The sequence below is a fragment of the Azospirillum sp. genome (assembly GCF_050789165.1).
Genome location: NZ_JBOZRT010000038.1, coordinates 70,393 through 90,486, shown reverse-complemented (window position 1 = coordinate 90,486; position 20,094 = coordinate 70,393). Strand labels below are relative to the sequence as shown.

The following is a 20,094-nucleotide window of genomic DNA, read 5'->3' as shown; positions in this document are numbered from 1 at the left end:
GTGACCTCCACGGGAGGGCGGGACGGGATCGTCACGCCGCCAAGTTCCGCAGCACGAAGTTCAGCACGCCGCCGTTGCGGTAGTACTCGACCTCGTCCAGCGTATCGATGCGCAGCAGCAGCGTGTGCGTCTCCTTGCGGCCGTCGGCGCGGGTGATGGTCAGCGTCACGTCCTTGCGCGGTTTCAGGTCTTGCTCGATGCCGGTGACGTCGAAGGTCTCCGACCCGTCCAGCTTCAGCGCCAGCCGGTTCAGCCCGTTCTTGAACTGCAACGGCAGGATGCCCATGCCGACGAGGTTGGAGCGGTGGATGCGCTCGAAGCTCTCGACGATCACCGCCTTGACGCCCAGCAGCTTGGTGCCCTTCGCCGCCCAGTCGCGGCTCGACCCGGTGCCGTACTCCTTGCCGGCGATCACCACCAGAGGCACGCCCTCGTCGGCGTAGCGCATGGCGGCGGTGTAGATCGGCATGCGCTCGCCGGAGGGCATGTGCTTGGTCTCCCCGCCTTCCACGCCCGGCACCAGCTCGTTCCTGATGCGGATGTTGGCGAAGGTGCCGCGCATCATCACCTCGTGGTTGCCGCGCCGGGCGCCGTACGAGTTGAAGTCCTGCGGGCGCACCTGATAGCCCAGCAGGTATTCGCCGGCCGGGCTGGTCTTCTTGATCGAACCGGCGGGCGAGATGTGGTCGGTGGTGATGGAATCCCCCAGCACCGCCAGCGCCCGCGCCCCGTGCACGTCCGACACCGCGCCCGGCGTCTTCGGCATGCCCTGGAAGAAGGGCGGCAGCTTCACGTAGGTCGAGCCCTCCAGCCACGTGTAAGTCTCGCCCTCGGCGGTGGCGATGCCCTGCCACTCGGTCGGCCCCTTGAACACGTCGGCGTAGCGGGAGCGGTACATCTCCGGCGACAGCGCGGCGTTGATGGCGTCGTTCACCTCGCGGCTGCTCGGCCAGATGTCCTTCAGGTACACCGGTTGACCGTCGGAGCCGATGCCGATCGGCTCTTTCGTAAGGTCAACATACATGTTGCCGGCCAGCGCGTAGGCGACGCACAGCGGCGGGCTGGCGAGATAGTTGGCGCGGGTGTGCGGGTTGACGCGCCCCTCGAAGTTGCGGTTGCCCGACAGCACCGCGGCGACCACCAGATCGCCCTCCTCCACCGCCGCCGCGATCGGGTCGGGCAGCGGGCCGGAGTTGCCGATGCAGGTGGTGCAGCCGTAACCGACGATGTTGAAGCCCAACTGGTCCAGGTACGGCTGCAGGCCAGCCTTGGCAAGATAGTCGGTGACCACCTGCGAGCCCGGAGCCAGCGAGGTCTTCACCCACGGCTTGGTGACCAGCCCCTTCTCCACCGCCTTGCGCGCCACCAAGCCGGCGGCCATCAGCACCGCGGGGTTGGAGGTGTTGGTGCAGGAGGTGATGGCGGCGATCACCACCGCGCCATGCTCCAGCGCGTAATCGGCTCCTTGCACCTTCGTGGCACTCTTGGGATCCGTGCACTTGAAGGTGTCGGTGACGTCCCTGGCGAAGGACGCGGCGACCGCAGAGAGCGGCACGCGGTCCTGCGGCCGCTTCGGTCCGGCCAGCGACGGCTCGACCGTGGCGAGGTCGAGTTCCAGCGTGTCGGTGAACACCGGGTCGGGCGAACCCGCCTCGCGCCACATGCCCTGCGCCTTGGCGTAGGCCTCGACCAGCGCGATGCGATCCGGGTCGCGGCCGGTGAACTTCAGGAAATTGATGGTCTCCGCATCCACCGGGAAGATGCCGCAGGTGGCGCCGTACTCCGGCGCCATGTTGCCGATGGTGGCGCGGTCGGCCAGCGTCAGCCCGTCCAACCCGTCGCCGTAGAACTCGACGAACTTGCCGACCACGCCCTTGGCACGCAGCATCTGCGTCACCGTCAACACGAGGTCGGTGGCGGTCGAACCTTCCTTCAGCCGGCCGGTCAGCCGGAAGCCGACCACCTCGGGGATCAGCATCGAGATCGGCTGGCCGAGCATCGCCGCCTCCGCCTCGATGCCGCCGACACCCCAGCCCAGCACCCCCTGGCCGTTGACCATGGTGGTGTGGCTGTCGGTGCCGACCAGCGTGTCGGGATACGCCACCAGCTTGCCGGCCGGGTCGGTGTCGGTCCACACCGTCTGCGCCAGGTACTCGACGTTGACCTGGTGGCAGATGCCGGTGCCCGGCGGCACGACGCGGAAGTTGTCGAACGCCTTCTGGCCCCAGCGCAGGAAGGCGTAGCGTTCGCCGTTGCGCTCGAACTCCAGTTGGACGTTCTTGGCGAAGGAATCCTTGCTGCCGAAATAGTCGACCATCACCGAATGGTCGATGACCAGGTCGACCGGCACCAACGGGTTGATCTTCTTGGGATCGCCGCCCAACTCGACCATCGCCTCGCGCATGGCGGCAAGGTCGCAGACGGCCGGCACGCCGGTGAAATCCTGCATCAGCACGCGCGCCGGACGGTAGGCGATCTCGCGGTTGGAGCGCTTGTCCGCCAGCCACTGCGCCATCGCCTTCACGTCTTCCACGCTGACCGAGCGCCCATCCTCGAAGCGCAGCAGGTTCTCCAGCAGCACTTTCATGGAATAGGGCAGCCGCGACAGATCGCCCAGCCCCGCTTCTTCGGCGGCCTTGATGCTGTAGTAGTCGTAGCTCCGGCCGCCCACGGTGAGCGTGCGGCGGGTCTTGAGCGAATCCTGTCCAACGAAGGTGGTCACGGGTGCCTCCGATGCTGATGCCGATCCAAAGGCTTGGTTTCGAGTGGATATAGGGTAACGAGTCCTCCCCCGGTATAGGGCGGAAGGCGGAGTTTGGTTCCCTGGACCAGCGGAATTCCGTATCGTCCCGCCAACGCTTCACAACCCGTCCGGGAGGATACCCGCCATGTTCGAGAGCACGTGCGATCTCTACGACCGCTTCGAGGCCACCGCCCGCGTCGCCGACGCGGTGTTCCGCGATTACGGGCGCCGCCACCGCTTCTCGGGCGAGGCGGTAACCGCGAAGTGCTTCGAGGACAATTCGCGGGTGAAGGAACTGCTCGCCACCCCCGGCAAGGGCAAGGTGCTGGTGGTGGACGGCGGCGGCAGCCTGCGCGCCGCGTTGATGGGCGACCTGATCGCCAAGTCCGCCGTGAAGAACGAGTGGGAAGGCGTCATCATCCACGGCTGCGTGCGTGACACCGGCGTGCTCGCCACGCTCGACCTCGGCATCAAGGCGCTGGGCGCCATCCCGCGCAAGACCGTGCGCAACGGCGAGGGCCAGACCGGCTTGGCCATCAGCTTCGCCGGCATCCGCGTCGCCCCCGGCGACCGCATCTTCGCCGACGAGGACGGCGTGCTGGTGCTGGACCCGTCGGAGGCCCCGTAACAACGCGCGTCCGCCGCCTCCCGCTGAGTCGCCTATCGCTTGCTGCGGCGCGGTGGCGGCGATATAACACCTCGCCGTTTTGGGTAGGGATGCCCCGAACGCCAAGAACAGAAGACAAGAAGAAGGGACGGGAGCGGACGCGCACGTCCACGAGAACCCACCGGAATGGGTCGGAACGGTCAGCCTAAGAGCCCAAAAGAACAAGAAACGCACGACGATCGACAACCCGCAACGAGAGGACCTAGCCGTGCTTGAAGCCTATCGCCAGCATGTGGCTGAGCGTGCTGCGCTCGGAATTCCGCCCCTTCCGCTGACCGCCAAGCAGACCGAGGAGCTGATCGGCCTGCTGAAGGCCCCGCCCGCCGGCGAGGCCGAGTTCCTGGTCGACCTGATCACGCACCGCGTGCCGGCCGGCGTGGACGACGCCGCCAAGGTGAAGGCCGCGTTCCTGGCCAAGGTCGCCAAGGGCGAGGAGGCGTGCGCGCTGATCTCCCGGGTCAAGGCGACCGAGCTTCTGGGCACCATGCTGGGCGGCTTCAACATCAAGCCGCTGATCGAGCTGCTGGCCGACGCCGAGTGCGGCGCCGCGGCCGCCGCCGGCCTGAAGACGACCCTCCTGATGTTCGACTACTTCCACGACGTCAAGGAACTGGCCGACGCTGGCAACGCCAACGCCAAGGCGGTTATCCAGTCCTGGGCCGACGCCGAGTGGTTCACCTCCCGCCCCGAGGTCCCGGCCAGCCTGACGCTGACCGTCTTCAAGGTGACCGGCGAGACCAACACCGACGACCTGTCGCCGGCCCCGGACGCGTGGTCGCGCCCGGACATCCCGCTGCACGCGCTGGCCATGCTGAAGAACCCGCGCCCGGGCATCGAGCCCGAGGAGCCGGGCACCCGCGGCCCGGTCAAGCAGCTGGAGGCGCTGAAGGCCAAGGGCAACCTCGTCGCCTACGTCGGCGACGTGGTGGGCACCGGCTCGTCGCGCAAGTCGGCGACCAACTCGGTCCTGTGGTTCACCGGCGAGGACATCCCGTTCGTCCCGAACAAGCGTTTCGGCGGCGTCTGCCTGGGCTCCAAGATCGCCCCGATCTTCTACAACACCATGGAAGACGCCGGCGCGCTGCCGATCGAGCTGGACGTCTCCAAGATGGAGATGGGCGACGTCGTCGAGCTGCGCCCCTATGAGGGCAAGGCGCTGAAGAACGGCGAGGTGATCGCCGAGTTCACCGTCAAGTCCGACGTGATCTTCGACGAGGTGCGCGCCGGCGGCCGCATCCCCCTGATCATCGGCCGCGGCCTGACCGGCAAGGCGCGCGAGGCGCTGGGCCTCGCCCCGTCCACCCTGTTCCGCCAGCCGGCCACCCCGGCCGACACCGGCAAGGGCTTCAGCCTCGCGCAGAAGATGGTCGGCCGCGCCTGCGGCCTGCCCGAGGGCCAGGGTGTCCGCCCCGGTACCTACTGCGAGCCGAAGATGACCACCGTGGGGTCGCAGGACACCACCGGCCCGATGACCCGCGACGAGCTGAAGGATCTGGCCTGCCTGGGCTTCTCGGCCGACCTCGTCATGCAGTCCTTCTGCCACACCGCCGCTTACCCGAAGCTGGTGGACGTGAAGATGCACAAGGAGCTGCCGGCGTTCATCTCGACGCGCGGCGGCGTGGCGCTGCGCCCGGGCGACGGCGTCATCCACAGCTGGCTGAACCGCCTGCTGCTGCCGGACACCGTGGGCACCGGCGGCGACAGCCACACCCGCTTCCCGATCGGCATCTCCTTCCCGGCCGGCTCGGGCCTCGTGGCCTTCGCCGCGGCGACCGGCGTCATGCCGCTGGACATGCCGGAGAGCGTGCTGGTGCGCTTCAAGGGCACCATGCAGCCGGGCATCACGCTGCGTGACCTGGTCAACGCCATCCCGCTCTACGCCATCCGCCAGGGCCTGCTGACGGTGGAGAAGAAGGGCAAGAAGAACCTGTTCTCCGGCCGCATCCTGGAGATCGAGGGTCTGCCCGACCTGAAGGTCGAGCAGGCGTTCGAGCTGTCCGACGCTTCGGCCGAGCGTTCCGCCGCCGCCTGCACGGTGCGGCTGAACAAGGAGCCGATCATCGAGTACATGCGCTCGAACATCGCGCTGATGCGCTGGATGATCTCGGAAGGCTACGCCGACGCCCGCACGCTGGGCCGCCGCATCAAGGCGATGGAGCAGTGGATCGCCAGCCCGAACCTGCTGGAACCGGACGCCGACGCCGAGTACGCCGCGGTGATCGAGATCGATCTGGCCGACATCAAGGAGCCGATCGTCGCCTGCCCGAACGACCCGGACGACGTGAAGGTCCTGTCCGAGGTTGCCGGCGACAAGATCGACGAGGTGTTCATCGGCTCGTGCATGACCAACATCGGCCACTTCCGCGCGGCTGGTAAGATCCTCGACGGCAAGTCGGACATCCCGACCCGCCTGTGGATCGCCCCGCCCACCAAGATGGACGCGATGATCCTCAACGAGGAAGGCTACTACAGCGTGCTCGGCAAGTCCGGCGCGCGCATGGAGATGCCGGGCTGTTCGCTGTGCATGGGCAACCAGGCGCAGGTCCGCAAGGGCTCGACGGCGATGTCCACCTCGACCCGCAACTTCCCGAACCGCCTGGGCATTGACACCCGCGTCTATCTCGGCTCGGCCGAGCTGGCCGCGGTGTGTGCGCTGATGGGCAAGATCCCGACCCCGGGCGAGTACCTGGAGCAGGTGAGCGTGGTCAACCAGAAGGCCGCGGACATCTACCGCTACATGAACTTCGACCAGATCCCGGAGTTCGCCGACGTGGAACTGGCCGAGGCGTAAGCGTCGGTTAGGTCCGGAAACGAAGCGCCCCCGCCGGGAGACCGGCGGGGGCGTTTTTGTTTGGCCGCACGCAGCGGGCGCGACCGAACAGGGTCGCCACGCCGCACACCATCGCGTGCAACGTCACTTTCCCCGCGCAACCCCGTGTCCTGGCAATTGGAAGGGCCGCCTTTGACTTGACGCGATGGCTTCGATACCACTTTAGAGACATCCTAAGGGAGGTATCGGCCTATGCGACAAAGCGCGGCTTTCTGGTGCGTCATGCTCCTGGCGACGGTGCCGGGGACGGCGTTGGCACAGGGCGTCGAACCCGTGGTTCTCGACGGCGCCAAGGGGTGGAGCGGAAACCGCGTCGCCGGGGCCGATGGCCGCTTCGCGCGCTGCACGGCCACCCGCACCGACGGCGGTGGGGCCCTCACGCTGTCGCAGGACCGCAACCGCGCCTTGACGCTCGGCGCCCGGCATCCGAAATGGGCGCTGCCGGCCGGCGGCACCGAGACGGTGCGCGCCTCCGTCGATAAGGGCAGCGGCAGCCCGGTCGCAGCGCCGGTGGTGGCTGGCGAGGGTGTCGTCCTCGACCTGTCCACGATGCCCGAGATGATCAGCGGCCTGCGCGACGGCCGCGTGCTGACCATCCGCGCCGGCGCGGTCAACGCCGCCTTTCCCTTGGCCGGCACCCGCAAGGCGCTGGACGGGCTGACCGCCTGCGTGACTGCCGCGCTCGCCGCCGAGACCGCGAAGCCACCGGCGCCGGTCGCAGCGCCGAGCGCCGCGCCGGCGCCAAGCCCCGCCCCTGCCGCCGCTCCGGAACCGGCTCCAGCCCCCGCATCGGCGCCTGCCGCGGAACCGGTCACCGCTCCAGCCCCGGCGGCCGTTCCGCCCCCCGCCGAGGAACCCATCCCCGCTGCAGCGGCTCCTGATGCGCCACCACCCGCTCCGCCCGCGGCTCCGACGCCTCCAGAACCGCCGGCTGCGGCGCCTGCAACCGCCACCGATCCGACCCCAACCGCGCCCGCCCCAACCGCGGAACCGACCGCCGCGCCAGCGCCGGCCACGCCCGCCGATCCGGCGGCGTCCACTCCCCCCGCCGCGCCGTCCGTCGATCCGGTCACGGCGGTCGAGCCGCCCCCGGCCCCCGCGCCCAGCGCGGCCCCGACCACCGAACCGCCAGCCGCGCCCGCGTCGGCGCCGGCTACGCCGGAAGCTGCCGGTCCGGCCACCGCAGCCGGCGACGGCGCGGCCCCGGCACGCTGACAAGAGCAACACCGTGGCGCACGGTATCGGCCGTGCGCCACGGGGATCAACCGCGCCAAGTGGAGCCCGGCTGTGGTTCCGTTTCCGCGTCCGGCCGCGTCAGCAGGGACCACAGCGTCGCCAGCACCTCCTTGACGAGACGCGCGTCGGCATCGGTCTCGGCGGCGGCCTGAGCCGGGGCGAACGGACGAAAGGAGGGGATGTCGAACGGCGCGGCGTGCATGGCAGGCTCCATCGATTGGTTGATTGATTGCATTTTAGGCAATTGCCGAAAATCCGTCTGTGACGGCTATCACTCTGCCCCGCCTTCCGCGCTGGAACGGCCTATGCGGTCAATCGGCGCCCTCGCGGCCTCCCTTCAACGCATCCGCCAGAGGGACCTGCCCGCTGCCCGGCCGCAATGGCTGCTGCTGGCTTTCGTGCGGCGCCCAGGCGGCGAGATAGAGGACCTGGAAAGTCGCCGGGATGCGGCCGTCCGGCTCAGCGAAGCGCTCGGCGTACAGGCGCGCCGCCTCGAACAGCAGGGTGCGCGAGGCCGGCACCGTGCGGCGCGCCAGCACCGCGTTGGTCTCGCCCATGCCGCGCAGGTCGCGCATCAGGGCGAAGGCGTCGCTGTAGGTCACCGTGATGGTATCGCTGTCCACAACCGGCAGCGCGAAGCCGGCGCGCTGCAGCAGGTGCCCGGCGTCGCGCACGTCGGCGAAGGGGGAGACGCGCGGGCTCATCCCGCCGGACACCACCTGCTCCGCCTCGATCAGGCAGTGGCGCAGTTCGACCAGCGTCTCGCCGCCGAGCATGGAAGCGCACAGGAAGCCATCGGGCTTCAGCGCTTGGCGGATCTGGACGAACGCCCCCGGCAGGTCGTTCACCCAGTGCAGGCTGAGGTTGCTGACCACCAGATCGACACTGGCCGAGGCGAAGGGCAGGAACTCCTCGTCCGCCGCGACCGCCGGGGAGCCGGCGCGGGCTACCAGGGCCGGAGACAGGTCGGCGGCGACCAGCGTCTCGATACCCTTCTGCCCGGCCAGGGCCCGGCGCATGGCGCCGTCGTGCGCACCGAGGTCGAGCGCCACCGGGAAGTCGCGCTTGATGTCGAGCAGGCGGTCTGTCAGCCGCTCGGCGATCTCCTTGAACAGGAAGCCGTGCTCGGCGAAGGCGGGGGCGGCGCGGTCCCGATGCCGGCGCACCAGCGCGCGGTCGAAGACGGTCATCGTGTCGGATTGGCTCATGATGTCCGCAATATAGTCCAGCCATGCACGCGCACAACATTCGGCACGCATCGGCTGGCGTGCTAGAGTGCCGCCGCGAGCCGCTGCGGAGCCTTGGCCATGGGCATCGAGGACGCCATTGCCGCCACCATCGAGGCGCTGATGGTCATCATCAAGATCACCTTCCCGACGCTGATGATCACCACCGCCATCGGCCTGGTGGTGACGCTCTTCCAGTCGGTCACCCAGATCAACGACCAGACCATCCAGCAGAACCTGAAGATGGCGGCGACCTTCGCCATCCTGTTCGCCACCCTCCCGGCGATGATCATCGCGCTCAGGGACTACACGATGATCATCTTCGACCGCATCGCCAACCTGCCCTGAGGACGGTTTCATGACGGCCCCCATGGCGGCGTTGGGCCGGGTCGCGCTTGCCGCCCTCGACGCGCTGCTGCCGCCGCGCTGCCTGTCCTGCGGCGGCGCGGTGGACCGCCAGGGCGGCCTATGCGGCCCCTGCTGGTCGACGCTGACCTTCATCGCGCCACCGGCCTGCGCCTGCTGCGGCCTGCCGTTCGAATATGCGGTGGAGGGCGAGACCCTGTGCGGCGCCTGCATCGCGTCGCCGCCGCCGTTCGCCCGCGCGCGCTCGGTGCTGGTATACGACGACGCCAGCCGGCCGCTGCTGCTGGGCTTCAAGCACGGCGACCGCACGCACGCCGCCAAGCCATTCGGAGTCTGGCTGGCGCGCGCCGGAGCGGAGCTGCTGGCCGACGCCGACCTGCTGGCGCCGGTGCCGCTGCACCGCTGGCGGCTGTTCCTGCGGCGCTACAACCAAGCGGCGCTGCTGGCGCGGGAGGCCGGCCGGACCTCCGGCGTGGCGGTGGTGCCGGACCTGCTGGTGCGCCGCCGCCGCACCCGCTCGCAGGGCGGGCTGGACCGCACCGGACGGCAGCGCAACGTGGCCGGCGCCTTCGCGTTGCGCCGGCCGGGGTCGGTGGAGGGTAAGCGCGTGGTGCTGGTGGACGACGTGCTGACCACCGGCGCGACGGTGGGCGAGTGCGCCCGGGTGCTGCGCCGCGCCGGTGCAGCGCAGGTGGACGTGCTGACGCTGGCGCGCGTGGTGAAGGGGTGACTCTGGTACGGTGGATCGGTTGCATCATATAAGCGAAGGAACTGACCCGGAGATCCGCCGACCATGGCCGACGTCGTCATCTACACCACCCCGTTCTGCCCCTACTGCTCGCGCGCGAAGCGGCTGCTCGATTCCAAGGGTGTGAAGTACGAGGAGATCGACCTCTACATGCATCCCGGCCGCCGCGAGGAGATGATCCAGCGCGCCGAGGGCCGCACGACCGTTCCGCAGATCTTCATCGACGGCAAGCCGTACGGCGGCAGCGACGACATCCACGCGCTCGACCGCGCCGGCAAACTCGACCCCGTGCTGGGCCTCGCGTGATGGGCGGCGCGCTGCGGGTCGCCTGCGTCCAGGTCAACGCCGGGACGGAGATCGCCGGGAACCTGACGGCCGCCGGCGACCTGATCCGGCGCGCCCGCGACGCCGGCGCGTCCTTCATCGCCACGCCCGAGAACGTCAGCATGATCGTGCAGGGCCGCGACAAGGTGCTGGCCCGCGTCCGTCCGGAGGCCGACCATCCCGGCTTTCCATTCTTCGCCGATCTGGCGAAGGAGACCGGGGCGTGGCTTCTCGCCGGCTCGCTGGGGGTGCTGCTGGACGACGGGCGGGTGGCGAACCGCAGCGTGCTGTTCGACGACCAGGGGCGGGTCGCGGCGCGCTACGACAAGATCCACATGTTCGACGTCGACCTGAAGGGCGGCGAGAGCTACCGCGAATCCGCCACCTTCCGCCCCGGCGAGCGCGCCGTGCTGGCCTCCACGCCCTGGGGCGGGCTGGGCATGACGGTGTGCTACGACGTGCGCTTCGCCGCGCTGTACCGCGCGCTGGCACAGGCGGGAGCGTCGCTGGTCACGGTGCCGGCGGCGTTCACCGTGCCGACCGGGCGGGCGCACTGGCACGTGCTGCTGCGCGCCCGCGCCATCGAGACGGGCTGCTTCGTCCTCGCCCCGGCGCAGACCGGCACGCACGACGCCGGCCGCAGGACCTACGGCCACTCGCTCATCATCAGCCCATGGGGCGAGGTGCTGGCCGACGCGGAGGACGAGGTGGGCTTCGTCACCGCCGACCTGGACCTCGATCAAGTGGCGGAGGTGCGCGGCATGGTGCCGTCGCTGCGGCACGACCGGCCTTTCGAGGTCACAAGGCTCTAGGTTCGCCGCCCGCGCATCCAGGCCAGCACCGGTCCCGCGGCGGTGACGAGCGCGAAGGCCAGCACGTTCAACGACACCACCAGGATCAGGAAGTCCGTGGTGTCGAAGCTGGACAGCCGGGTGCGCAGCGACGCCGCCGTAGCCATGCGGTACAGGCCGTACGCCGGCACCACCAGCGCGCACAGAACCGCCGTCACCCGGTTGGGCCACCAAGTGTGGACGTGCACCGGTTCCGGCGGCGGATCGGCGAGCGGGCGGGCGGAGGCGATCACCGCGGCGACATAGCCGCCGAAGCCCAGCGCCAGCGCCTGCCGCAGCCAGCCCTGCGTCGGCCGGTTGATCCAATCGCCCAGCAGGTGGATGCCGAGCGCCAGCGCCAGCGCCCCCAGCAGCACCGGCAGCGCCGACCGCGGGCGGCGGGCGTATTCGACGAAGGCGGCGAGGCCCGCGAGCACCGCCAGCGCCACGTAGGTGCCGCCGGTGGTGCGCGGATCGAACAGCAGCACCCACAGCGTGCCCGCCATCAGCGCCACGAAGGCGGCCGACGGCCGGTCGAGGCGCCTGTACGCCAGCGCCGCCGCCGCAAGCGCGGCGAGAGCGGCTGCGACGCGTACACCGGCCATCGACGCGTACGTCCATCCCAGCGCGTCCAACGCCGCAGCAAGGTCGAAGCCGCCCGCGGCCTGCGGCAGCGCCGCGAGAAGCTCGGCGTACTGGCGGGCGACGTAGGCCGGGTCGGCGTGCAGGAACGGCCCGAGCAGCACTGCCGCCAGTCCGACCAGCAGCCAGGGCAGGACGCGCGGGCAGGCCACGCCGAGCAGCACCGCCGGCACCAGCGCCGCCGGGTTCAGCGCCGTTGCCAGCGCCAGCATCAGCCCGCCGCGGCCGTCGTGGCGCATGGCGACGTCCACCGCGGCGTGCAGCAGCACGCCCAGCGTGATCAGCTCCCAATGGCCGAGCAGCAGGTCCAGCGTGGCGGCCGGGATGGCCAGCGCCAGCACATGCTGCGCAACACGCCCGCCGTCGTCCGGGCGCAGCAGCCGCGCGGCGCGGTACACCGCCAGCGTCAGCACCGCCGCCGACAGCAGGCGCCAGACTTGGTCGGCGGCGACCGGCGGCAGCCACGCGAAGGGGCTGAACAGGATCGCCGAGGCGGGCAGATGCAGCAGCGGGGTGGCGCTGTCGTACAGCGGCTCGCCCGCCCACCACTCCAGACTGGCGGCGATGTAGCCGCGCGTGGCGGGCAGCAGCGGCTTGAACAGCGCCAGCGCGGCGATGCCGAGGTTGGCGAGGATCCACAGCGCCAAGCCCCAGTCGGTCCGCAGGGCATGGCCGACGGCTCCGGCACGGCCGCGCGGCCGGTCGTCCGCCGCCTCCCGGTGCACCCCGGCGCCGTCCATCACCGCCTCGTTCGGATTGAGCGAATCACCCCGAAAGCTTTACCGGTTTTCCGCTTCGTTTCAATGCCCGGCTCCTGGCGCGGCTCAGCGCGCCGGCAGCGGGCGCGGTTCGGGATCGCCGTCCAGGCCCTGCCCCGGCGCGATATCAGCGACGGCGGCCAGCCGCTGCACCACCGCGGCGCGCGGGCTGGCCACCTCGCCGTGCTCGTAGGCGACGACCTGCAGGCGGCCGCGCGCCACTTCCAGCAACTCCCCCTGGCGCAGCAGGAAACCGGGCGAGGACGGCTTGCCGAAGCGGGCATTCCCCATGGCGAAGGTCTCGTAGAGCAGCACCCCGCCCGGCGCCAGGGCGTCCAGGAGGCGGGGGAACAGTGGCCGATGCAGGTAGTTCGCCACCACGATGCCGGCAAAGCGCCGGTTCGGCGGCAGCGGCCAGGGGTTGCCCTGCTCCAGGTCGGCGGCCAGCAGTTCGACGCCCGGCGTGCCGGCCAGATCGGCGACGCCGCGCAAGTCGATGTCGATGCCCAGCACCGGGTGCCCCAGGCGGTGGAACAGCCTCAGGTGCCGCCCCGACCCGCAGGCGAGGTCGAGCACCGGCCCGCCGGAGGGCACCAGCGGCGCGAACCGCTCGACCCAGGCGGAAGCGCTCTGCAGGACGGCGTGCGGGTGTGATTCGACCATGACTCTTCCCATATTTCCGGCATGCCAGCTTGGTGCTCCAACCGTTTGACGGGGCCGAGCCGGCGTGCTTGAACTATAAGCCGTCCACATCACCGCAACATCGGGATTTCCGAGGGGACATGATCCTCTTCGAGCTGAAATGCGCATCCGACCACCGCTTCGAGGCTTGGTTCCGCGATGGCGCCGCCTATGACGCGCAGGCCGCGGCCGGCACCATCGCCTGCCCGCTGTGCGGCGACACGCAGGTCGGCAAGGCCCCGATGGCGCCGCGCATCGCCAAGCGCCGCGGTGAGCCCGCCGAACCGGTGAAGACCGTCGCCGCTCCCGAGGGCGGGCCGGGGAATGCGAACGAGAAGGCGGTAGCCCTGCAGGCCGAGGTGCTGCGCCACCTGGGCGAACTGCGTCGCGCGGTGGAGGAGAACTGCGACTACGTCGGCGACCGCCTCGCCGAGGAGGCGCGGCGCATCCACTACGGCGAGACCGACCCCCGTGGCATCTACGGCGAAGCCAGCGCTGAAGACGTGGCCGAGCTCAAGGAAGAGGGTGTGACAATACATCGCATCCCTTGGTTGCCGCGCACCAATTCCTGACCGGTCCATACGCCCCCGAATAGCGTTTTCGTTTGTAGACCATCGATCCAGACGGTCGATTGCTTGGCATGCCCATCGTCGGGAACGCCCCCCGCCCGCTCCGTCAAGCGGCTTTTTAGTTTGCGTCGGCATCAAAAAGGTTGACGGAACGGTGTGTTGTAAAGACCATACGCGCCGAGTGTCTTAAACGACTCCAACAAAGCTCTCTGGCACTCGCGAGGGGACGCACGATGCAAGCAAACGCACAAAGAATTCTCGACAATCCCAAGTTCCAGGAGCTGATCGCCAAGCGCTCCGCGTTCGCGTGGACGCTGTCGGTGATCATGCTCGTCATCTACTTCGGCTTCATCCTTCTGGTGGCCTTCGGGAAGCAGTTCCTGGGCACGCCCATCGGTTCGGGCGTCACCACCTGGGGGGTTCCGATCGGCGTGTTCACCATCGTCTCGGCCTTCATCCTGACGGGCATCTACGTCCGCCGGGCGAACGGCGAGTTCGACGAGCTGAACCGTCAGATCCTGGAGGAGTCGAAGTAATGCGGTCCATCGTCACGCGCTTCGGCGCCGCCGCCGCGGCGGCCGGCGCCCTGCTGCCCACCGCCGCCCTGGCCGCCGCCGTCGAAGGCGCGGTCACCAAGCAGGCGACCAACTACGAAGCCATCATCATGTTCGCGGTCTTCGTGATCGCGACGCTCGGCATCACCTACTGGGCGGCGCGCCGCACCAAGTCGGCCAAGGACTTCTACGCGGCCGGCGGCGGCATCACCGGCTTCCAGAACGGCCTCGCCATCGCCGGCGACTACATGTCGGCCGCCTCGTTCCTCGGCATCGCCGGCCTGGTGTACAGCAACGGCTTCGACGGCCTGATCTATTCGGTGGGCTGGCTGGTCGGCTGGCCGCTCATCCTGTTCCTGATCGCGGAGCGCCTGCGCAACCTCGGCAAGTACACCTTCGCCGACGTCGCCTCCTACCGCTTCCAGCAGACGCCGATCCGCACGCTGGCCGCCTGCGGCTCGCTGGCCACGGTGACCTTCTACCTGATCGCCCAGATGGTGGGCGCGGGCAAGCTCATCCAGCTGCTGTTCGGCATGGACTACCTGTACGCCGTCGTCATCGTCGGCGTGCTGATGATCGCCTACGTGACCTTCGGCGGCATGCTCGCCACCACCTGGGTGCAGATCATCAAGGCCGTGCTGCTGCTCTCGGGCGCCTCGTTCATGGCCGTCATGATCCTCGCCAAGTTCGGCTTCAGCCCGGAGGCGCTGTTCAAGCGCGCCACCGAGGTTCACGCCAACGGCCTGAAGATCATGCAGCCGGGCACGCTGGTCACCGACCCCGTCTCCGCGATCTCGCTGGGCATGGCGCTGATGTTCGGCACCGCCGGCCTGCCGCACATCCTGATGCGCTTCTTCACGGTGTCGGACGCCAAGGAGGCCCGCAAGTCGGTGTTCTACGCGACCGGCTTCATCGGCTACTTCTACCTGCTGACCTTCACCATCGGCTTCGGCGCCATCGTGCTGCTGCTGAGCCCGAACGCCAACGGCGTGTACGAGTTCCTCGACGCGGCCAAGGTCGCGGCGGCGGGCGGCAAGGTGACCCCGGCCATGATCGTCGGCGGCACCAACATGGCGGCCATCCACACCGCGCATGCGGTGGGCGGCAATCTGTTCTACGGCTTCATCTCGGCGGTGGCCTTCGCGACCATCCTGGCGGTGGTGGCCGGCCTGACGCTGGCCGGCGCCTCGGCGGTGTCGCACGACCTGTACGCCTCGGTGTTCGCCAAGGGCCGCGCCTCGGAGCGTGACGAGATCCGCGTGTCGAAGATCACCACGGTGGTCATCGGCATCGTCTCGATCTTCCTGGGCATCGCTTTCGAGAACCAGAACGTCGCCTTCATGGTCGGCCTCGCCTTCGCCATCGCGGCGTCCGCGAACTTCCCGATCCTGCTGATGAGCATGTTCTGGAAGCGCATGACCACCCGCGGCGCGGTGATGGGCGGCTGGCTCGGCCTGATCTCGGCGGTCGTCCTGCTGGTGCTCGGCCCGACCGTGTGGAAGTCGGTGCTCGGCAACCCGGCCCCGATCATCCCGTACGACAACCCGGGCCTGTTCTCGATCACCCTGTCGTTCCTCGGCATCTGGTTCTTCTCGATCACCGACAACAGCCAGGCCGCCAAGGACGAGCAGCGCGCGTTCGACGCCCAGTACATCCGGTCGCAGACCGGCCTGGGTGCGGAGGGCGCCTCGGCCCACTAAGTACAGAAAGTCGCACCCGCTTCCGCACGTCGGGAACGTGGTGTAACCTCTGCGGCGCCCCAAGACCCGGTCTTGGGGCGCCTTTTTATTTCGCCTGCAGCGTGCGGAGACGGTCTTGCCCGAAGCGTTCGATTTCGCCGTGCCTCCGTTCGACCGGCTGACCCCGGACGAGCGCACGACCCTTGCCCGCTCGCTCGACATCGGCGTCTACACCGGGGACACGCCCGTGCTGGCCCGCGACGAGGCGGCGGACTGCCTTTTCATCGTGCAGAAGGGCCTCGTGCACGAGCGCCACCACGGCGAAACGGTGGCCGCCTTCGGCCCCGGCGACAGCTTCGACCTGCGCGCGCTGTTCGGCCGCGGCCCGAACCACAGCTTCGTGGCCACCGAGGACACCGTCTGCCACCTGCTGCCACGTCCCGTCCTGGTCGAGCTGGCGCGCGCCAACCCCGCCTTCGGCGAGCTGATCTGCGAGACCTTCGCCGAGCGCCTGCGCGCGGCGGCCAACGAGCGGTCGAACCGCGAGATGGCAGCGCTGACCATGGCCCGCGTGCGCGAGGCCTACCTGCACCCGCCCGTCTACGTCGAGGCATCGGCCACGCTGCGCGACGCCGCGCTCGCCATGAAGACGCAGCAGGCCAGCTCCGTGCTGGTCCGCGATGGCGCCCGCACCGGCATCCTGACCGGCACCGACCTGCGCGACCGCGTGGTGCTCGATGGACTGCCGGTGACCACGGCGGTCGGGCCGCTGGCGCGCTACGAGCTGATCGAACTGGACCGCGACGAGCTGCTGTTCAACGCGCTGATCCTGATGACCAAGCACTCGGTGCGCCGCATCGTCATCACCGAGGCCGGCCGGATCGCCGGCCTGCTGGAGCAGATCGACCTGCTCTCGGCGCTGTCCAACCACAGCCAGGTGATCGCCCTGCAGGTCGACCGCGCGGAGAGCACGGAGGACCTGCGCAAGGCCAGCGCCGACACCGTCGGCCTGATCCGGACGCTGCATGCGACCGGTGTGCGGGTGCCCTTCATCGCCGACCTCGTCACCGAGCTGAACCGCAAGATCTTCCGCCGCCTGTTCGAACTGGTGGCGCCGCCCGACCTGCTGGCGAACTCCTGCCTGCTGGTGATGGGCAGCGAAGGTCGCGGCGAGCAATTGCTGAAGACCGACCAGGACAACGGCCTGATTTTGCGCGACGGCTACGAGTGCCCGGATCTGCCGCGCATCACCGCCGACTTCTCGCGCCACCTGGAGGCGTTCGGCTATCCGCCGTGCCCCGGCAACATCATGGTCTCCAACCCGGAGTGGACGAAGTCCCTCTCCGCCTACAAGGACGCCATCTTCAACTGGATCCACCGGCCGGACGAGGCGGCGCAGCTGAACCTCGCCATCTTCTACGACGCGGCCGCGGTGGCCGGCGACGCCGGGCTGCTGGACGAGGCCCGGGGCTACCTGATGGCGCGGCTGTCGGACAACTCTGGCTTCTTCTCGCACTTCGCGCGGCCGACGCTGGCCTTCGACACGCCGTCGGGCCTGTTCTCGACCCTGTTCGACCGCCGTGGCGCCCAACCCATCGACATCAAGAAGGCCGGCATCTTCCCCATCGTGCACGGCATCCGCGCGCTGGCGCTGGAGAAGCACATGACGGAAACCAACACCGTCGAGCGGATCTGGGCGCTGGCCGACAAGCGGGTGCTCGACCGCAAGCTGGCCGGCGAGCTGGCCGAGGCCTTCACCTTCCTGTCCACGCTGCGCCTGAAAGCGCGCATCGACGCGGCGCACGAGGTGAAGATCGACAACACCGTCCGCCCGGCCGAGATGACCAAGCTGGACCGCGACCAGTTCAACGATTGCCTGGCCCTGGTGAAGGCGTTCAAGGAGTTCGTCTCCTACCACTTCCACCTGAACATGCACTGAGCGGGAGCCCGGAATGATCGCCCGCCTGCGCGGCCAGCAGCTCAGCGCCCCCGCCTACGACTTCCTGCTGTCCGAGGAGGACAGCGGCGAGGCGGTGGCGATCGCCTGCGAGGCCACCTCCTACGATCCGGCCAAGGCCGAGCTGCGTGCGCTGGCCGCGGTGCGCATCCGCGGCAACCGCATCCTGGCCAGCCGTCACGTCGCCGCGACCTTCCGGCCGGGCGAACCGCCGGAGCCCGCGCTCGACCGGTTCCTGCACCTGATCGGCAACCGGCCGCTGGTCGGCTACTACCTGGACTTCACGGTCGGGCTGATCGACCGTGCGGTGCAGCCGATGATCGGCATCCCGCTGCCCAACGAGCGCGTCGAGGTGTCGAGCCTGTACTACGAGAGCCGCCTGAAGGTGCCGGGCAAGAACGCGCTGAACCTGCGGCTCGACGCCATTCTCGGCGCGCTCGATCTGCCGGAGCGCGCCGGCGACGACGCCTATTCCAACGCCATCGCCGCGGCGATGGTGTACCTGCGCCTGAAGGCGGAGGAGTGATCACGCAGCCTCGGCTTGCGCCGGGGCTTCCCGGATGGTGAGGATGAAGCGGGTGCCGCCGCCGCGCTCGATGCGCAGGTCGGCGTGCGCCTGCCGCGCCAGCGACTGCACCAGCATCAGCCCGAGGCCACCGCGCCGCTTGCCGGCGGTGGGAGCGGGCGGCAGATCGGCGGGCAGGCCGACACCGTCGTCGTGCACCTCCATCCGCATGCCGTCTGTTCCCGGCCGCAGCGTCACCATCACATGGCCGGCGTGGCCGTCGGGGAAGGCGTGGCGCAGAGCGTTCGACACCAGCTCCGACGCGATCAGCGCCAGCGGCATGGCGCGGTCGACGTCGAGAATCCAGCCCTCCGCCTCCACGCTGACCCGCACCGGCGTCGGGCCGGACGCGCGGGCGAGGCTGTCGCAGAGCTGGCGCAGGTAGTCGGCAACGTTGATCCGCGCCGGCTCGTTCGAGCGGTAGAGCAGTTCGTGCACCAGACTCATCGACTGGATGCGGCGCAGACTCTCGTCGAAGGCGAGGCGCGAGCGCTCGTCCAACCGCGCCGCCTGCAGGCGCAGCAGGCTGCAGATGACCTGCAGGTTGTTCTTCACACGATGCTGGACCTCCTTGATCAGGATCTCCTTGTCGGCCAGCGCGCCCTCGAGGCGGTGATTGGCGTCCTCCAGCTCGCCGGTGCGCTGGCGGACATGCTCCTCCAGCGTGTCGTAGGCGTGCTGGAGCGCGTCCTCGGCCTCGCGCTCGCGGCGCGCCCGCTGGAGCGCGAGCAGGCCGATGCCGATCACCACCAACTCGGCGCCCAGCCCGTAGGCCGCGTAGGTGCCCAGCCGGCTCCGCCACTCGGCGCGGACGCTGGACAGCGGGATGGCCACGCCGGCCACCAGACCGTAGCCCTCGACGGCGCGCTTGGCGGTGATCGCCTCACCGTCGTTCGGGCTGTCGTCCGCCCCCTCGCCGCCGCTCTCGTGCGCCAGCACGGCGCCGTCGGCCCGTTCCAGCGTCACGATGGTGCGGTAGCCGATGTCGAAGGCGCGGTAGATCTCGCCAAAGCGGGCCGGCGACAGCGTCACCGTGACGAAGCCGCGGAAGCCGCCGGGCTCCGCCGGCAGCGGGCGGCTCAGCACCAGCAGTTCGCCGGTGCCGTCACGGCTGGCCTGGATGCGGCCGATGAACGGAACGGGACCGGTCGCGGTGCGGGCCGCCTGGAAATAGTCGCGGTCGGCGGCGCTGAGGCGCGGCGCCGGGTATTCCCGCGATCCCAGCACGGCGTTGCCCTCGGCATCGCCGATCCAGATCGACACCACCTGGGGCGCCGCCCCGGCGATCTCGGCCAGTCGCCCCCAGGCGGCGCGGTCGACGGGAAGGGGGGCGCCCGGCGGGCCGGCCAGTTCGATGGCGCGGCGCAGCGTCAGGTCGCCGATCTGGATCAGACGGGCGGCGTGCTCGGCCACCAGCAGGCTGACGTTGGCGGCCACGCCGGTGGCGCGGTCCATGGCCGCGTCGCGGTCGCGCCACGCGAACACCCCCAGCAAGCCGGCGGTGAGCAGGATCGACAACGCGCAGGCGATCATCACCAGCAGCGTGCCGGGCAGCCGGTAGAGCGGCGACGGGTGGGAGCGGAACGTGCGCAGCGGCATGGCGGCGGAGCGGCCTCTTCCGGGTGACGTGCTTCCAACATCGGCGTGCGGACGGCGTTCCTCGTGTTGAACCACGGCGCCGGGGTCCCTAATGTCGTGACGCCCCCCGGCAGGCGCCAG

General features: G+C 69.7%; 18 protein-coding genes. 12 read left to right on the top strand and 6 right to left on the bottom strand.

Going from position 1 to position 20,094, the window contains the following annotated elements; all coding sequences use genetic code 11:
• Positions 1-31 precede the first annotated feature (31 nt).
• Positions 32-2,722, bottom strand: a complete 2,691-nt coding sequence (gene acnA / locus ACRWK7_RS08425; protein ID WP_431855758.1) for an aconitate hydratase AcnA — start codon at positions 2,720-2,722, stop codon at positions 32-34.
• A 166-nt stretch (positions 2,723-2,888) separates the two neighbouring features.
• On the opposite strand from acnA, the gene rraA reads away from it, so the two are divergent.
• From rraA to ACRWK7_RS08410, 3 genes are all read left to right on the top strand, one after another.
• Positions 2,889-3,371, top strand: coding sequence for a ribonuclease E activity regulator RraA (gene rraA, locus ACRWK7_RS08420; protein ID WP_431855757.1), 483 nt, complete (start codon positions 2,889-2,891; stop codon positions 3,369-3,371).
• Positions 3,372-3,618: 247 nt separating this feature from the next.
• Positions 3,619-6,201, top strand: coding sequence for a bifunctional aconitate hydratase 2/2-methylisocitrate dehydratase (gene acnB / locus ACRWK7_RS08415; protein ID WP_431855756.1), 2,583 nt, complete (start codon positions 3,619-3,621; stop codon positions 6,199-6,201).
• 261 nt (positions 6,202-6,462) lie between these two features.
• Entirely contained in the window at positions 6,463-7,455 is a 993-nt protein-coding gene (locus tag ACRWK7_RS08410; RefSeq protein ID WP_431855755.1) for a hypothetical protein, read from the top strand.
• Between the two features lie 46 nt (positions 7,456-7,501).
• Here the strand turns inward: ACRWK7_RS08410 and ACRWK7_RS08405 are convergent, their stop codons facing one another.
• Positions 7,502-7,678: a hypothetical protein gene (locus ACRWK7_RS08405; protein WP_431855754.1), complete on the bottom strand. Its 177-nt coding sequence runs from the start codon at positions 7,676-7,678 to the stop codon at positions 7,502-7,504.
• 109 nt (positions 7,679-7,787) lie between these two features.
• Complete coding sequence (locus tag ACRWK7_RS08400) at positions 7,788-8,684, bottom strand: methyltransferase domain-containing protein (RefSeq protein ID WP_431855753.1); 897 nt, start codon at positions 8,682-8,684, stop codon at positions 7,788-7,790.
• Between the two features lie 99 nt (positions 8,685-8,783).
• Between ACRWK7_RS08400 and ACRWK7_RS08395 the strand changes: the two genes are divergently transcribed.
• From ACRWK7_RS08395 to ACRWK7_RS08380, 4 genes are all read left to right on the top strand, one after another.
• A complete protein-coding gene (locus tag ACRWK7_RS08395; protein WP_431855752.1) occupies positions 8,784-9,050 on the top strand; it encodes a flagellar biosynthetic protein FliQ in 267 nt (88 codons plus the stop codon).
• A 10-nt stretch (positions 9,051-9,060) separates the two neighbouring features.
• Positions 9,061-9,798 carry a ComF family protein gene (locus ACRWK7_RS08390; RefSeq protein ID WP_431855751.1) on the top strand — a complete coding sequence of 246 codons (738 nt, stop codon included), beginning with the start codon at positions 9,061-9,063 and terminating at the stop codon, positions 9,796-9,798.
• A 63-nt stretch (positions 9,799-9,861) separates the two neighbouring features.
• Positions 9,862-10,122 carry a glutaredoxin 3 gene (grxC, locus tag ACRWK7_RS08385; RefSeq protein WP_431855750.1) on the top strand — a complete coding sequence of 87 codons (261 nt, stop codon included), beginning with the start codon at positions 9,862-9,864 and terminating at the stop codon, positions 10,120-10,122.
• Positions 10,122-10,952: a carbon-nitrogen hydrolase family protein gene (locus tag ACRWK7_RS08380; RefSeq protein WP_431855749.1), complete on the top strand. Its 831-nt coding sequence runs from the start codon at positions 10,122-10,124 to the stop codon at positions 10,950-10,952. Before grxC ends, ACRWK7_RS08380 begins: the two co-directional genes overlap by 1 nt.
• On the opposite strand, the gene ACRWK7_RS08375 is transcribed toward ACRWK7_RS08380, so the two are convergent.
• Complete coding sequence (locus ACRWK7_RS08375) at positions 10,949-12,352, bottom strand: glycosyltransferase family 87 protein (protein WP_431855748.1); 1,404 nt, start codon at positions 12,350-12,352, stop codon at positions 10,949-10,951. The genes ACRWK7_RS08380 and ACRWK7_RS08375 overlap by 4 nt on opposite strands.
• 84 nt (positions 12,353-12,436) lie before the next feature.
• The gene (locus ACRWK7_RS08370; protein ID WP_431855747.1) at positions 12,437-13,033 is read right to left on the bottom strand and encodes a class I SAM-dependent methyltransferase; all 597 of its coding nucleotides are present in this window, start codon (positions 13,031-13,033) and stop codon (positions 12,437-12,439) included.
• 119 nt (positions 13,034-13,152) lie between these two features.
• Between ACRWK7_RS08370 and ACRWK7_RS08365 the strand changes: the two genes are divergently transcribed.
• The 5 genes from ACRWK7_RS08365 to ACRWK7_RS08345 all read left to right on the top strand — a co-directional run bounded on the left by ACRWK7_RS08365 (position 13,153) and on the right by ACRWK7_RS08345 (position 18,336).
• Positions 13,153-13,623, top strand: a complete 471-nt coding sequence (locus ACRWK7_RS08365) for a DUF1178 family protein (protein ID WP_431855746.1) — start codon at positions 13,153-13,155, stop codon at positions 13,621-13,623.
• A gap of 230 nt (positions 13,624-13,853) precedes the next feature.
• The gene (locus ACRWK7_RS08360; RefSeq protein WP_109118560.1) at positions 13,854-14,156 is read left to right on the top strand and encodes a DUF485 domain-containing protein; all 303 of its coding nucleotides are present in this window, start codon (positions 13,854-13,856) and stop codon (positions 14,154-14,156) included.
• Positions 14,156-15,874, top strand: a complete 1,719-nt coding sequence (locus tag ACRWK7_RS08355; RefSeq protein WP_431855745.1) for a cation acetate symporter — start codon at positions 14,156-14,158, stop codon at positions 15,872-15,874. Before ACRWK7_RS08360 ends, ACRWK7_RS08355 begins: the two co-directional genes overlap by 1 nt.
• 115 nt (positions 15,875-15,989) lie before the next feature.
• The gene (locus ACRWK7_RS08350) at positions 15,990-17,792 is read left to right on the top strand and encodes a DUF294 nucleotidyltransferase-like domain-containing protein (RefSeq protein WP_431855744.1); all 1,803 of its coding nucleotides are present in this window, start codon (positions 15,990-15,992) and stop codon (positions 17,790-17,792) included.
• Between the two features lie 13 nt (positions 17,793-17,805).
• The gene (locus tag ACRWK7_RS08345; protein ID WP_431855743.1) at positions 17,806-18,336 is read left to right on the top strand and encodes a DNA polymerase III; all 531 of its coding nucleotides are present in this window, start codon (positions 17,806-17,808) and stop codon (positions 18,334-18,336) included.
• On the opposite strand, the gene ACRWK7_RS08340 is transcribed toward ACRWK7_RS08345, so the two are convergent.
• A complete protein-coding gene (locus tag ACRWK7_RS08340) occupies positions 18,337-19,974 on the bottom strand; it encodes a sensor histidine kinase (RefSeq protein ID WP_431855742.1) in 1,638 nt (545 codons plus the stop codon).
• Between the last annotated feature and the right edge of the window lie 120 nt (positions 19,975-20,094).